At 70.2% G+C, this 12,652-nt stretch carries 11 protein-coding genes; all 11 read right to left on the bottom strand.

What is annotated here, in order from left to right; genetic code table 11:
• Nucleotides 1–72: 72 nt before the first annotated feature.
• Entirely contained in the window at nucleotides 73–879 is an 807-nt protein-coding gene (locus AC3YO9_RS14065) for a prepilin peptidase (protein WP_489983605.1), read from the bottom strand.
• Nucleotides 880–891: 12 nt separating this feature from the next.
• Nucleotides 892–2,505 carry a hypothetical protein gene (locus AC3YO9_RS14060; protein ID WP_489983604.1) on the bottom strand — a complete coding sequence of 538 codons (1,614 nt, stop codon included), beginning with the start codon at nucleotides 2,503–2,505 and terminating at the stop codon, nucleotides 892–894.
• Nucleotides 2,502–3,179 (bottom strand): prepilin-type N-terminal cleavage/methylation domain-containing protein, encoded by a 678-nt coding sequence (locus AC3YO9_RS14055; protein ID WP_489983603.1) that lies wholly within the window; start codon nucleotides 3,177–3,179, stop codon nucleotides 2,502–2,504. Before AC3YO9_RS14055 ends, AC3YO9_RS14060 begins: the two co-directional genes overlap by 4 nt.
• A complete protein-coding gene (locus AC3YO9_RS14050) occupies nucleotides 3,173–5,212 on the bottom strand; it encodes a putative Ig domain-containing protein (protein WP_489983602.1) in 2,040 nt (679 codons plus the stop codon). Before AC3YO9_RS14050 ends, AC3YO9_RS14055 begins: the two co-directional genes overlap by 7 nt.
• A 15-nt stretch (nucleotides 5,213–5,227) precedes the next feature.
• Entirely contained in the window at nucleotides 5,228–5,881 is a 654-nt protein-coding gene (locus AC3YO9_RS14045; protein ID WP_489983601.1) for a hypothetical protein, read from the bottom strand.
• On the bottom strand, nucleotides 5,881–6,645 hold the full coding sequence (locus tag AC3YO9_RS14040) for a hypothetical protein (RefSeq protein WP_489983600.1): 765 nt from the start codon (nucleotides 6,643–6,645) through the stop codon (nucleotides 5,881–5,883). The genes AC3YO9_RS14045 and AC3YO9_RS14040 overlap by 1 nt, the downstream gene beginning before the upstream one ends.
• Nucleotides 6,642–7,721, bottom strand: coding sequence for a type IV pilus assembly protein PilM (gene pilM, locus AC3YO9_RS14035; protein ID WP_489983599.1), 1,080 nt, complete (start codon nucleotides 7,719–7,721; stop codon nucleotides 6,642–6,644). The genes AC3YO9_RS14040 and pilM overlap by 4 nt, the downstream gene beginning before the upstream one ends.
• Before the next feature lie 104 nt (nucleotides 7,722–7,825).
• The gene (locus AC3YO9_RS14030) at nucleotides 7,826–8,278 is read right to left on the bottom strand and encodes a type IV pilin protein (RefSeq protein WP_489983598.1); all 453 of its coding nucleotides are present in this window, start codon (nucleotides 8,276–8,278) and stop codon (nucleotides 7,826–7,828) included.
• A 180-nt stretch (nucleotides 8,279–8,458) separates the two neighbouring features.
• Entirely contained in the window at nucleotides 8,459–9,685 is a 1,227-nt protein-coding gene (locus AC3YO9_RS14025) for a type II secretion system F family protein (protein WP_489983597.1), read from the bottom strand.
• Nucleotides 9,686–9,689: 4 nt separating this feature from the next.
• The gene (locus AC3YO9_RS14020; RefSeq protein WP_489983596.1) at nucleotides 9,690–10,817 is read right to left on the bottom strand and encodes a type IV pilus twitching motility protein PilT; all 1,128 of its coding nucleotides are present in this window, start codon (nucleotides 10,815–10,817) and stop codon (nucleotides 9,690–9,692) included.
• A 144-nt stretch (nucleotides 10,818–10,961) separates the two neighbouring features.
• Complete coding sequence (locus AC3YO9_RS14015; protein ID WP_489983595.1) at nucleotides 10,962–12,632, bottom strand: GspE/PulE family protein; 1,671 nt, start codon at nucleotides 12,630–12,632, stop codon at nucleotides 10,962–10,964.
• Nucleotides 12,633–12,652: the final 20 nt, after the last annotated feature.

The raw sequence follows: 12,652 nt of genomic DNA, 5'->3' as shown, positions 1-12,652 counted from the left end.
AGTTCTGGGTTCCCAATGTAGGGCACCGGGACCGGCTGTGGCGGTCGACGCGAGCGGCCGCGCGGGAGCTGCTCAGGCAGGCGCGACGAGGCCCAGGTACCAGCGCACCACCTCGTCCGCGGCGAGTACGGCGAGCAGCGCGCCGGTGATCATGTACGGGCCGAACGGGATCGCGGTCTTGCGGGAGCCACGGCGCGAGGCGATGATCACCGCCCCCACCACGGCGGCGAGCAGGAAGGCCGCGAAGCCACCCACCAGCAGGGTGCCGAAGGACAGGTAGCCGAGCACGGCGCCCACCACGCCGGCGAGCTTGACGTCACCCAGCCCCATCCCGGCCGGGTGCACCAGGGCGAGCACCAGGTAGCAGCCGAACAGCGCAGCGCAGCCGATCACCACCCGCAGCAGCGCGGCCCAGTCGCCCTGCCAGGCGGCGGCGACCACCAGCAGGCCCAGCACCACCGGGTAGGAGGGCAGCACGATGGCGTTGGGCAGTCGCCGCACCTCGAGGTCGATGGCGGCCAGCGCCACGCCCGCAGCGACGAAGTAGAGGTACGCCGGCAGGGCGGGCAGCTGGTCCAGGGCGACCAGGCGCCAGGCGACGGCCACGAACAGCACCGCGGTGAGCAGCTCCACCAGCGGGTAGCGCGCGCTGATCGGGCCGCGGCAGCCCGCGCACCGCCCCCGCAGGGCCAGCCAGCTCAGCACCGGCACGTTGTGCCGGGCCTTGATGGGCGCCGCGCAGTGCGGGCAGTGCGAGGTCGGGCGCACCAGCGAGTCACCGGCCGGCACGCGGTGCACCACCACGTTGAGGAAGGAGCCGACGGCCAGACCCAGCACGGCCACCACCACGAGCAGGAACGCGAGCACGCCGTCGATCATGACGCCCCCACGTCAGGGCGCCTGGAACGGCAGCTCGGCGGTGTTCTCCACCCGGGAGGCACGGACGTTGGGGTCGGAGTTCCACTTCTGCAGGGGCGAGCCGTCACACGCCGAGACGATCACCTTGTAGGACGGTGGGGAGCTGTCGTACCGGGCCGGGCCCTCGCCCAGGCACAGCCCGGGGTTCGCGCTGTCCCGGATGGTGAACTTGTCGCCGTAGGCCAGCTCGGTGCCGTCGGCGGCCTGGGTGGTGTAGTAGGTCCAGGTCTGACCGGGGTCGTTGGTGGCGCACCTGGCCACCGTCACCGCCTGCTTGCTCACGCGCGGACTCTTCAGGCAGTAGGCGGTGCTGTTCGGCGGGGTGGTTCGCCACTGCACCTGGGTGGGCTTGGTCGCGTTGATCGTGGTGCTGGGGGTGAACTTCTGGTTCCACTCGTCCACCAGGTCCAGCTTCTGCTTGCACGGGTAGATGATCATGAACGACGACCCGTCCCCGGCGGCGTCCTTGTTGGGCACGTCCAGGCAGCGGCCGAAGTCACCGAAGTTCACCAGCTGCTTGCTCCCCAGGCCTGCCGCGCCGGCACCCACCGTGGGCTGGGCGGTGTAGGCCTGGGAGCCGTTGCCGCACCCGGTGGTGGTGAACGCCGCCTTCAGCGCCAACGTCGGCAGGGTCAGGCAGCTGCCGCTGGCGGAGAGGAAGCGACCCACGGCGTCGGAGCGCCACTCCTGCCCGGTCGTCGGAGTGGCGTCGCTCTTGGCGGCACACTTGCGCACGATGGTGGGCGAGCCCTGGTGCAGGCACAAGCCGTTCAGGTTGGTGTTGATCGCGGCGTCGTTCTTGGTCTGCACCAGCTGCAGGCTCAGGTCCACGTTGTAGTACCAGCTGCGCATCTTCACGGCGTCGGCGGAGTTGTCGTAGCAGTTCTTGGCCACCACCGCCGCGCCCTCCTGCAGCTTGTCCACGCCCATGCAGAACGGCTCGGTGCCGTCGGCCCGCCCGAACGAGATGGAGCCACCCCCGGCGGCGGTGTAGGCGTTGGACGTCTGGAAGACGTAGGTCGCCTGCAGGGTGCGCCCCGGTGAGCTGCCCGCGCCACCGGGCGGGTTGATCCCGGTGGCGGTCAGCAGTGCGTAGGAGGGCACGTAGAGGTCGGGCGTGGTCCCGCTGGCCTTGAGGTACACCCCGTAGCCGGACACGCAGATCATCTTGTTCTTCGGGTCGGCCAGCCACGCGTCGTCGTGGCCGTAGGGGTCGGCCGCGTAGTAGGCGATGTCCACGCTGTAGGTCGCCTGCCCCCCGTCACCCACTGGACCGGCCAGTGGCCCGCAGGGCAGCTTTCTGGGGTCCCCGGCCCCGGTGGTCGCAGTGGGGCTGGTGTCCGCCGCCGAGCGGATGAGGCCGGTGGCCACCTCCAGCCCGCTCTGGGCGGCGTGCAGCGCCTGCACCCGGCTGGTGACGAGCCGGGTCGACTGGGTCTGGGTGATGACCATCGGCAGCAGCAGCGCGCCGAAGGAGATGCCGACCAGGATGACCAGCAGCGCCATGGGCATGGACCCGCGGTCGTCGGTGATCAGCCGCTGGCGCAGCGTGCGGGCTCGGTGCACGGGCGGGTGAGGGTGGGTCATCGTCGGCCTGCTTCCGTGCAGATCCCGGACAGCGGGGTGGTGGGTGCGCTGTTCAGCGCGGTGAACGTGGTGTCGCTCACGGAGACTCTGTCGCCCAGGCTGTTCAGGCTGGAACGCAGCACGACCCGCAGCTGCTGGTAGGGCACAGCCGCGGTGGCGGCGACCCGGGTGAAGGGCTGCTGCGCGCCTGGCGCCACCGCGCCGTTGATGATGTCGGACGCGACCGGGGTGAACGTCGTCAGGCCGGTCTGCGCCCCGGGGCTGGTCACCGTCCAGGTGCGCTGCTGCAGCTGGCGCGGGGCGGCACCGTTCGCGTCGCTCGGGCCGGTGACCCGCAGCTGCGTGCACCGCACGGCGGCGGTCTCCCGGTCCACCGACTGCAGCTCCACGTACCAGGAGCCGCCGGACTCACCCGGCTGGCTCAGCGCCGTGGCGTAGCGCACGGTGGAGTCGAGCCGGTTGAACGCGGTGCTCAGCTGGCCCGAGGTCTGCGCCAGGGACTCCGCGGTGGTGGTGGAGCTGAACATGCTGGTGATGGCGGCGGTGAACATCACCATGAACACGCCCATCACCGTCATGCCCACCATCAGCTCGATCAGGGTGGTGCCGGCATCGCGCTGATCAGCACTCCGGCGCAGCCGGCTGGACGCTCGACGCCACGCCAGCCTCACCACGTGATCACCCAGCGGAAGGCAGGACTGGACACGGTCGCGCCATCCCTGTCGGTCACGGTGACCACCAGACCCGTGTAGGTGCGGATGATCGGGGGGATCGGCGCGTCGCCCACGATGCGGTCACCCTCGATCACCAGTCCAGGCGGCAGGCTCGAGCCCGTGCTGGTGTAGGTGTACGGGCCGGTGCCCCCCGCCGCCGCCAACGGCAGGTTGATGTCGCGCCAGCGCTCCCGCTGGTCGCCGACCACCAGGCGCAGGTCGGTGACGTTCCACTGGAACGGCGTGGTGGTGGCCCGGCCCCCGCCGGCGTCCACCACGGAGATCGAGATGTCGCGGTACACGCCGTTGGTGTTGGCCGTGGTCCCGGAGATCACACCGGTCCTGGGGTTGAGGGTCAGCCCCGGCGGCAGCGCGCCGTTCAGCGTGTAGGTGCAGCTGGTGCACGTCCCCAGCTGCAGGTTGACCACCTGGTTGCGCTGGCTGGTCTGGTTGCCCGGGGACAGCAGCGACGGTGCGGGCGTGACGTTCCAGGAGAAGGTCACGGCGGACGTCTGGGTGGTCTCGGTGTCGGTGACGGTGACGGTGACGTTGCGCGGACCGGTGGTGTTGCTGGCGGCCACCACGCCGGCGATCTCGCCGTCCGGGCCCAGGGTGAGCCCGGCGGGCAGCCCAGTCTGGGTGAAGGCGTAGCTGCCGGAGCCGCCCTGCACCGCCAGCTGGAGCGCGACGGTCAGCAGCCGGCTGGTGGTCTGGGTGCCAGGGTTGGTGACGGCCAGACCGGGGTTGACGGTCCAGGTGAACGCCGACTGGGCGATGGCCCCGGTGGCGGTGTTGGTGGCGCGCACCGTCACCGGGAAGGATCCCGCCGTCGTGGCCGTCCCGGTGATCGCTCCCGTGGCGGTGTTGATCGAAAGCTGCGGGGGCAGCCCGGACGCCGACCACACCGTGGCGCCCGTGCCCCCGGTGGCGGTGGACGGCACGTTCACCAGCTGGCCGACGTTGCTCGACCGGTCCCCCGTGGGCGCGGTGACCACCAGGGCCGGGTAGACCCGCCAGCGGAAGGTGGCCGTCGCCGTCTTGAGGAAGCCGTCGGTGACGGTGACGGTGACCAGCGCACCGGCGGGGTTGGGGGCGGTGGCCCGGCCGGTCACCACCCCGGTGACGGCGTTCAGCGTGAGGCCCGGCGGCAGGCCGGTGGCCACGTAGGTGAAGGTGGGCACGCCACCGGTGACGGCGCAGCCAGGGCTGCCCTCGGCCGGCAGGATCGAGCGGGTGACCTCGTCGTTCACCGTGGAGGCCTGGTCCTGACAGCCGGTGAGGGTGGGCGCGGGCGGGGGTGCGGCGTTGAAGTTGAAGGTGAGGTCGCCGCTGCCGTTGAGCAGCATCGCCGTCAGGTAGGTGCACCTGGACGCGGTGCAGCTCTTGTCCGCCCAGGTGACGGCCACCACGACGCGCACCTGCTGGGTGTAGTGCCTGGTGGGGGTGTACCCACTCATGTTGCTGGCTGCGCAGTCGGTCGAGGCCGCCGTGTCCACGGCCGGTCGCAGGCACCAGCCCACGAAGTAGCTGACCTGGTAGCCGACGTTGTTGAGGGTGGACGACTGCGGGGTGGTGGGCAGTGCCTTCGGCGCGACCGAGGTGGTGTCGGTCGCGGGGGCCATGGAGGTGAGCCACGAACTGACCGGTTCGCTGGTCGCCAGCGGCGTGCGCCACTGGTTGCTCACGTCGGCGGGGCTGTGGCCGGCCACCGCGCCGGCGGCTCCCAGCCCGCGCACCAGCTCCATCGCGGTGTCGGACAGCTGGATGGCGCCCTGCCGGGCGCGCTGCTGGCTGGCGGAGGACATGGTGGAGATGAAGAACGACGTCAGCGCCGTCATCACCACGGTGATCACCGCGATGGCCATCACCGACTCGAGCAGGACGAAGCCGTCGTCGGGCCGCTCTGCGCCAGTGCTGCTGGTACCGCGACGGCTGGGCCGGCGCGCGATCAGGGTGAGCAGCGACCGCCGCGGCGGTGAGCTGGCAGGGCGCATGTCGCGGTGCTCAGGTCAGCCGCCGAGCTTCTGCAGCTCGGCCTGATCGGTGGGGGTCTGCGGGGCCACGAAGACCTGGAGCTTGACGGTCATCCGCGTGGCGGAGTCCACCGAGGTGCCGGTGGTGGTGGCGCCCTCACCGGGCCCGAAGCCCACCGAGTCGATCAGTGCCGCGCGGGGGCCGCCCTCGATGGCGGACACGAAGGCGCGGTGGTTGGGCAGGGCCCCGTCCGCGACCAGCGTCACCGGGACGGAGAACAGGTTTCCGGCCGCCGTGACGGGGGCGTTGCTGGTGGCCGGTGCCGCGCCAGCGCCGGCCACCGTGGGGGCCCCAGCCACGATGCTGAACACCACCACTCCGGCGCTGCGGGCCTGGTCCTCCACCTGGCGGGTGAAGTCGGGCATGCCGCTGGTGATGGGCAGCGCCGCGCGAGCGTCCTGCAGCTCCTTGTTCAGGCCGTTCATGTCCTTGCTGGCCGCCTCGAGCTTGCGCACCTTGTTCTGCAGCACCATGTTCTGGGTCTCCGCCGACTGCGCCTGCTCGTCCAGCTCCGAGGCGCTGGAGAGCTGGGGGCCGATGAGCACCACCCACCCGAGGGCGAGCACGACCACGGCGAGCAGGGCACCGCCACCGATCCAGACCCGACGGTCCTGGCGCAAGGAGGTCATCAGTTGCCGCCCTTCGTGCTGGGGTCGTACTTCTTGGTCAGCAGCACGTCGGTGAGGGTCAGCTGGAGGCTGAACTGCGTGCCGGGGGCGGCCGCCTTGTTCGACAGCGGGTAGGGCTCCACCACCCCGGGCACCGTGCGCAGCGCGTCGACGTAGGTGGCCAGGTCGGCCAGCGTCCGGCCGGTGCCGCCGATGGTGACGGTGCCGATGTGCTTCTGCCCGGAGGCGTCCAGGCTGGCGGTGTCCGAGGCCTGCGTTCCCCCGGTGGTCGCGGACTTGCCGGTGTCCACCGTGATCTCCAGCTGGTTGATCGCCATGGAGTCCGGCAGCTTGGCGCGCAGCTGCTCCAGCAGGGCAGCGTGCGAGACGTCGTCAGCCAGCAGGACCGGCAGCTGCTGCTCCACCTGGGCGACGTCGGCCTGGATGCGGACCACGTCGGCGTAGTTGTTCTGCTTGACCAGCAGCTGGGACGTCTGGGCCTGCACGTCGGCGAGGTTCTCCGAGGCCTGGTGCTTCTGGAACATGCCGAACACGAGGCCGAGCACGCACACCCCGAGCACTCCCGCCATGGCCACGCTGACCCGGCGGCGGATGACGTGGACCCGGCGCTGGGCGAGGACCTCCGGCGGCATGAGGTCGGCGACGATGCCCCAGCCCGGCAGGGCCGTCCAGATCGGACCGGTCAGCTCCTGTGGCTGTGGCTGTGGCTGTGGCTGGGGCCGCTCCGGCATCCCGTGCCTGCCGCCCCCGGAGTGCTTGCTCATGCTGCTGCCCCCATCGCCAGGCCCACCGAGACCGCGCTGGCGGAGACGCCGCTGCCCATCTGACGCATGAAGGTGCTCCAGCGCGTCTCGATGTGGTGCGCCGGCGCAATCACCTCCACCGGCATGGCGTGCTGCGCGGCGATCAGGTCAGCGAGGCCGGGCAACCAGGCTCCGCCACCGGTCAGCGAGATGCGCTCCAGGTCGACGTCGGAGTTGGTGGCCGCGAAGAAGTGCAGCGAGCTGCGGATCTCGGCCAGCAGGGGACGCACACCCTCGGTGAGGATGGTGGCGATCTCCGTGCCGCTGGTGAGCCCTTCGGAGTACTTGGCACGCTCGGCGTCGTCGAAGCTGAGATCGGCGCGGTCGGCGAGGCGCTCGGTGAGCTCCTGGCCGCCACGGGCCACCGTGCGCACCACCTTGGGCATGCCATGGCTGTGCACCACGATGCTGGTGAGGTGCGCCCCGATGTCGATGACCGCCTCGGCGGTCATCCGCTCCTGCGCCAGGAAGCGCAGCGTGGCGATGGACGACAGGTCCACCGTGGCCACGCGCAGCCCGGCGCGCTCCACGGCGCTGACCGCGGCCACCACCGGCAGCCGGGGCGCGGCGATCAGCAGGCCGTGCAGCATGTCCGGGGCGCCGTCGACCAGCCCGAAGGGCGTGTAGTCGAGGATCACCTCGTCCAGGGGCAGGGCCACCAGCTCGCGGGCCTGGAAGGGCAGGGCGAGGCGGACCTGCTCGCGGGGAAGGTTGGGCATCTGCAGGTCGCGGACGACGACCTGCGGGTTGGTGGTGCCGACGATGACGTTGGCCCCGGTGAAGCCGTTCTCCTGAGCCAGGTGCCTGACCGCGTTGGTCACCACCGCCTGGTCGCGCACCGCTCCGTCGACCACGGCCGCCAGGGGCAGGCTGATGTGACCGAGCGCCTGGATCTGCACGGAGGGCAGTCCCGGCCCGCGCACCGCGTTGAGCACGGCGGCCCGCACGCCGGTGGCGCCGATGTCGAGCCCGATGATGCGACCGTCACCGTTGACCGCGGGGACCGCAGCCTCACCGGGTCGCCGGCGTGTCTTCATCATGTCTCCCCGAAAGGGCGTCGAGCTCGGAGTCTGCTGGGTGGGTGGATCGTTCGGGCAGTGATCCGGTGGGGCCACGTGGTGTGGCCCCACCGGAGGGGTTGCTAAGCCGCTGCCGCCTTCGCCGTCTCGGCCGTGGCGCCCGTGTCGCTCTTGTAGAGGTACTGCTTGTCACCCGTGCCAGAAGCGACACCGAGGATCTCGTAGTTCGCGCCGTTGACGGTCACGCTCAGGGTGACACCGTCAGACACCACCAGCTTCTGCGTCGTCGACGATCCCGCAGGCCCGCAGGTGATGTCCTTGCTGGTGGTCGTCGCGGGGACGGCTGCCGGCATTGTGCCGCCGCCGGCGCGGCAGGCCTCGACCGCGGTGATGGCGTTGCGGACGTCAGACTGGGCCGCCTTGTTCGCGGCACCCTTCTGGTAGTTGAGGTACAGCGGGATGGCGATGGCGATCAGGATGCCGAGGATCACCACGACCACGAGCAGCTCGATCAGGGTGAAGCCCTTGTCGTTCTTGGCGCGCTCCTCGCGGAGCTTCTGGAGCTGGTTGAGCATGGGAGCCTCCGGGCTCTGGTAGGGACTCGGCGAGGGGGTGCCGGTTAACCGGTAGATCGACCGCCGAGGGGGGAACCTGAGTTGCAGCAGCGCAGCGCCCGGCATAGGGCACGCAGCGTAATTGCACTCTCACACAGAGTACGCAGATCCACTGCCGCGTAGGGACATTGCCAAGTCTGGTTAGGACTGGATGTTCTGGTAGATGCTGAACATCGGCAGGTACAGGCAGACCACCATGGTTCCGATCACCACACCCATGAGCACCACCAGCAGCGGCTCCATGGCCGCGGTCAACGAGTCGGTGGCCGCCTCCACCTCGTGGTCGTAGAAGTCGGCGACCTTGTCCAGCATCTCGGTGATCTGGCCGGTCTCCTCCCCCACCTCCATCATCTGCACGACCATGGTGGGAAAGAGCGGGTGCCTGCTCAGCGGTCCGGACATCTGGTTGCCCGCGCGCACCTCGTCCATCACTTCCTTCATGGCCTGGGTGATCACCGCGTTGCCGGAGGTGCCGCCCACCACCTCCAGGGCCTGCAGCATGGGCACACCCACGTGCAGCAGCGTGCCCAGCGTGCGCGCCCAGCGGCTGATGGCCAGCTTGGCGGAGAGCTTGCCCATCACCGGCAGCCGCAGCTTGAGCCGGTCGACCTTGAGCCGGAACGCCGGGTTCTTGCGGTAGGCGTCCCGGAAGTACTTCAGCCCGACGACCACGGCGACGATGGTCAGGGGGGCGACCCACCAGAGGTTGTTGGAGAGGATCACCATCACCTTGGTGGGCAGCGGCAGCTCACCGCCGAGGTCGGCGAACATCCGCTCGAAGATCGGGACGATGAAGATGATGACGCCCATGCCGAGGATCAGCGAGAACATCAGCACGATGACCGGGTAGGTCATCGCGCCCTTGATCTTCGCCCGCAGGTTGGCGTCGGCCTCGTACATCGAGGCGATCCGGTCGAGCGCCCCGTCCAGGAAGCCGCCGGCCTCGCCCGCGCGCACCATGTTCACCATCAGCAGCGGGAACTGGTCCGGGTGCCTGCCCATCGCGGTGGACAGCGTGACACCACCCTGCACCTCGCTGCGCACCCGGCTGATCGCCGCCTGCAGCTTCGGCTTGCTGGTCTGCTCGTCCAGGATGGACAGTGCCCGCAGCAGCGGAAGACCCGCCGACATCATGGACGCGAACTGGCGCGACATGATCGCCAGGTCCTTGAGCGTGGTCCGCCCGCCGAGGCCCGGGATCTTGATCTCCCGCTGCAGGCCCTGGCCCGCCGTGGTGACGCTCAGCGGCACCAGCTTCTGGCTCAGCAGCGCCTGCGCGGCGGCCTCGGTGGACTCCGACTCCAGGCTGCCCTTGATGGCGGCGCCCGTGGAGTCCAGCGCCTCGTAGGCAAAGGTCTTGGTGGCCACGGTGCTACACGCGCTTCGTCAGTCGGGTGAACTCGCTGGGGTCGTGGGCCAGGCTCAGCGCGGTGTTGCGGCTGATCTGGTTCTCGTTGTAGCGCATGGCCAGGTGCTGGTCGAAGCTGATCATCCCCACGTCGCCGGAGGACTGCAGGAACGACGGGATCTGGTGCACCTTGTCCTCCCGGATGAGGTTGCGGATGGCCGGCGTCGCCAGCATCACCTCGCACACCACGGTCCGGCCCTCGCCGTCCTTGCGCGGCACCAGCGCCTGGGTCACCACTCCCTGCAGGCAGTTCGCCAGCTGCACCCGGATCTGCTGCTGCTGGTGCGAGGGGTAGATGTCGATGAGCCGGTCGATGGTCTGCGCCGCCGACTGGGTGTGCAGGGTGGCGAGCACCAGGTGCCCGGTCTCCGCGGCGGTCACCGCCACCGAGGTGGTCTCCAGGTCGCGCAGCTCACCGACCAGGATGATGTCGGGGTCCTGGCGCAGCGCGTGCTTGAGGGCGGAGCCGAAGTCCTCGGTGTCCGAGCCCACCTCGCGCTGGTTGACCACGCACTTCTTGTGCGAGTGCACGTACTCGATCGGGTCCTCGATGGTCATGATGTGCCCGGAGCGGGTCCGGTTGATCAGGTCCAGCAGGCTCGCCAGGGTGGTGGACTTGCCCGAGCCGGTGGGCCCGGTGACCAGCACCAGCCCGCGGGGCAGTCCCCCGAGGTCCTCCACCGCGAAGGGCAGACCCAGGTCGGTGAGGTTCTTGATCTCGTGCGGGATGGCGCGGAAGGCGGCTCCCACCGAGCCGCGCTGACGGTAGACGTTGACGCGGAAGCGGCTGACCCCGCGCACGGAGTAGGAGGTGTCCAGCTCCTGGGCGTCGGCGAACTTGTCCCACTGGACGGGCGTGAGGAAGGAGCGCACCAGCAGCTCGGTGTCCACCGGCGTCAGCTTGTCGTAGTCCGGGATGGGGGCGAGGGCGCCGTTGAGCCGCATGCACGGGGCGATGCCGGCGGTGAGGTGCAGGTCCGACCCGCCCAGCGCGACCAGCTCGGTCAGCAGCCGGTCGAGCTCGGCGCGCACCGGCGCGGTGTCGACGGCTTCGTCAGCCGGTGCTAGTGACGTCAACGTCATGCCCTTCATGCAGTCCCGGTAAAACCTTGCGGGGAGCCATCTTTGGCATGCCTCACGGTCACAGGGACGATATCCCCGTTCGCCCGCTATCGATAGCCCCTAGTGTTCTATCGACCACGCAGAGTGATTTGGGAGCGCGTCCGCGAAATCTCTCTACACCGTGACGCGGAGCACCTCCTCCACCGTGGTGGTGCCCTCCGCGGCCTTGCGCAGCCCGTCGTCGCGCAGGGTCAACATGCCCTCCGCCCGCGCTGCCTTGGCGATGTCGCCCGCGGGCGCACGGGCCACGGTGAGCCGCTCGATCTCCTCGCTCACCGGCATCACCTCGGTGATGGCCAGCCGGCCCCGGTAGCCGGTGTCCCCGCACTGGCGGCAGCCCGCGGCCCGCCAGAGCTGCTCCGGGAAGTCCAGCTCGTGCAGCGGCCAGCGTGCGGTTCGCAGCGTCTCCTCCTCCGGGATGTAGCCCTCCTTGCACCACTCGCACAGCCGCCGGGTGAGGCGCTGGGCGAGCACCGCGTCCAGGGAGGAGCCGACCAGGAAGGGCTCGATGCCCATCTCCACCAGTCGGGTCATGGCGCTGGGGGCGTCGTTGGTGTGCAGCGTGGAGAGCACCAGGTGCCCGGTGAGTGCCGCCTCGATGCCCAGCTGCGCCGTCACCCGGTCGCGGATCTCACCGACCAGCACCACGTCGGGGTCCGAGCGCAGGATCGCCGGCAGGATGGCCGCGAAGGTCAGCCCCGCCTTGGCGTTGACCTGCACCTGGTTCACCCCGGGCATCCGGTACTCCACCGGGTCCTCCACGGTGATCACGTTGACCTCGGGCCGGGCGATCTCGTGCAGCGTGGCGTAGAGGGTGGTGGACTTTCCCGACCCGGTGGGCCCGGTCACCAGCACCATGCCGTGCGGCTTGCGGAAGCTGGCCGAGAAGCGCCCGTAGTTGTACTCGGTGAACCCGAGCTTGTGCAGGTCCAGATCCACGCCCCCGGTGTCCAGGATGCGCAGCACCACCTTCTCCCCCCACACGGTGGGCAGCGTGGCGGTGCGCAGGTCCACCCCGCGCCCGCCCACGTCCATGGTGATGCGGCCGTTCTGCGGCACCCGACGCTCGGTGATGTCCAGCCCGGACATGATCTTGAAGCGGGAGATGAGCGCCGACTGGATGCCCTGGGGCACCACGTCCACCGCGTGCAGCACGCCGTCGATGCGCAACCGGATCTTGAGGTCGAACTCGCTGGGCTCGAGGTGGATGTCGGAGGCACGGGAGTTGATCGCCCGCTCTAGCAGGGCGTAGACGTAGCGCACCACCGGCGAGTCGTCGCTGAGGCCGTCGAGGTGGTCGTGGCTGGGCCCCTCCGCGGCGGTGATCGCGGCGGCGGCCTCGTCCAGGTCGGCACTGTCGCGGGCGTAGCGGCCCAGCAGGCGGTTCAGCTCGTCGGTGGTGGCCACCACCGGGACCACGGTGAGCCCGGTCGCCGCGCGCACGTCGTCCAGCGCCAGCACGTTGCTCGGGTCGGCCACCGCCACCGTGATCGTCGTGTCGGTCACCGCGATCGGCACCACGTGGTGCCGGCGCGCCAGGGCCAGCGGGATCTTCGACATCGCCGACATCTCGACCGGGTAGGAGCCCAGCTCGACCGCCTCGACCCCGTAGGCGTCCGCCACCGCGGAGACCAGCTCGAAGTCGGTGACCACCTGGTCCTCGACGAGGACGCTGCGCAGCGGTCGACCGGTCTTCTCCGCCCGGTCCACCGCAGCCTGCAGCGCGTTCTTGTTGAGCCCGCGGTCGGTCAGCGCGCTGACGATCGAACGGAGTGCCGGATCCATGGAGCCCCCAGAGAGCGAGC

The sequence above is a fragment of the Rhodococcus sp. Z6_132 genome (assembly GCF_058133635.1).
The sequence above is the reverse complement of the archived record's forward strand: the minus strand, read 5'-3'. Positions and strand labels throughout refer to the sequence as shown.

What these genes read in the sequence shown, in the direction of transcription:
- pilM (WP_489983599.1), bottom strand. Translation starts at nt 7,721, where the DNA reads ATGAAGACACGCCGGCGACCCGGTGAGGCTGCGGTCCCCGCGGTCAAC.
- AC3YO9_RS14045 (WP_489983601.1), bottom strand. Translation starts at nt 5,881, where the DNA reads ATGACCTCCTTGCGCCAGGACCGTCGGGTCTGGATCGGTGGCGGTGCC.
- AC3YO9_RS14015 (WP_489983595.1), bottom strand. Translation starts at nt 12,632, where the DNA reads ATGGATCCGGCACTCCGTTCGATCGTCAGCGCGCTGACCGACCGCGGG.
- AC3YO9_RS14040 (WP_489983600.1), bottom strand. Translation starts at nt 6,645, where the DNA reads ATGAGCAAGCACTCCGGGGGCGGCAGGCACGGGATGCCGGAGCGGCCC.
- AC3YO9_RS14060 (WP_489983604.1), bottom strand. Translation starts at nt 2,505, where the DNA reads ATGACCCACCCTCACCCGCCCGTGCACCGAGCCCGCACGCTGCGCCAG.
- AC3YO9_RS14065 (WP_489983605.1), bottom strand. Translation starts at nt 879, where the DNA reads ATGATCGACGGCGTGCTCGCGTTCCTGCTCGTGGTGGTGGCCGTGCTG.
- AC3YO9_RS14030 (WP_489983598.1), bottom strand. Translation starts at nt 8,278, where the DNA reads ATGCTCAACCAGCTCCAGAAGCTCCGCGAGGAGCGCGCCAAGAACGAC.
- AC3YO9_RS14020 (WP_489983596.1), bottom strand. Translation starts at nt 10,817, where the DNA reads ATGAAGGGCATGACGTTGACGTCACTAGCACCGGCTGACGAAGCCGTC.
- AC3YO9_RS14050 (WP_489983602.1), bottom strand. Translation starts at nt 5,212, where the DNA reads ATGCGCCCTGCCAGCTCACCGCCGCGGCGGTCGCTGCTCACCCTGATC.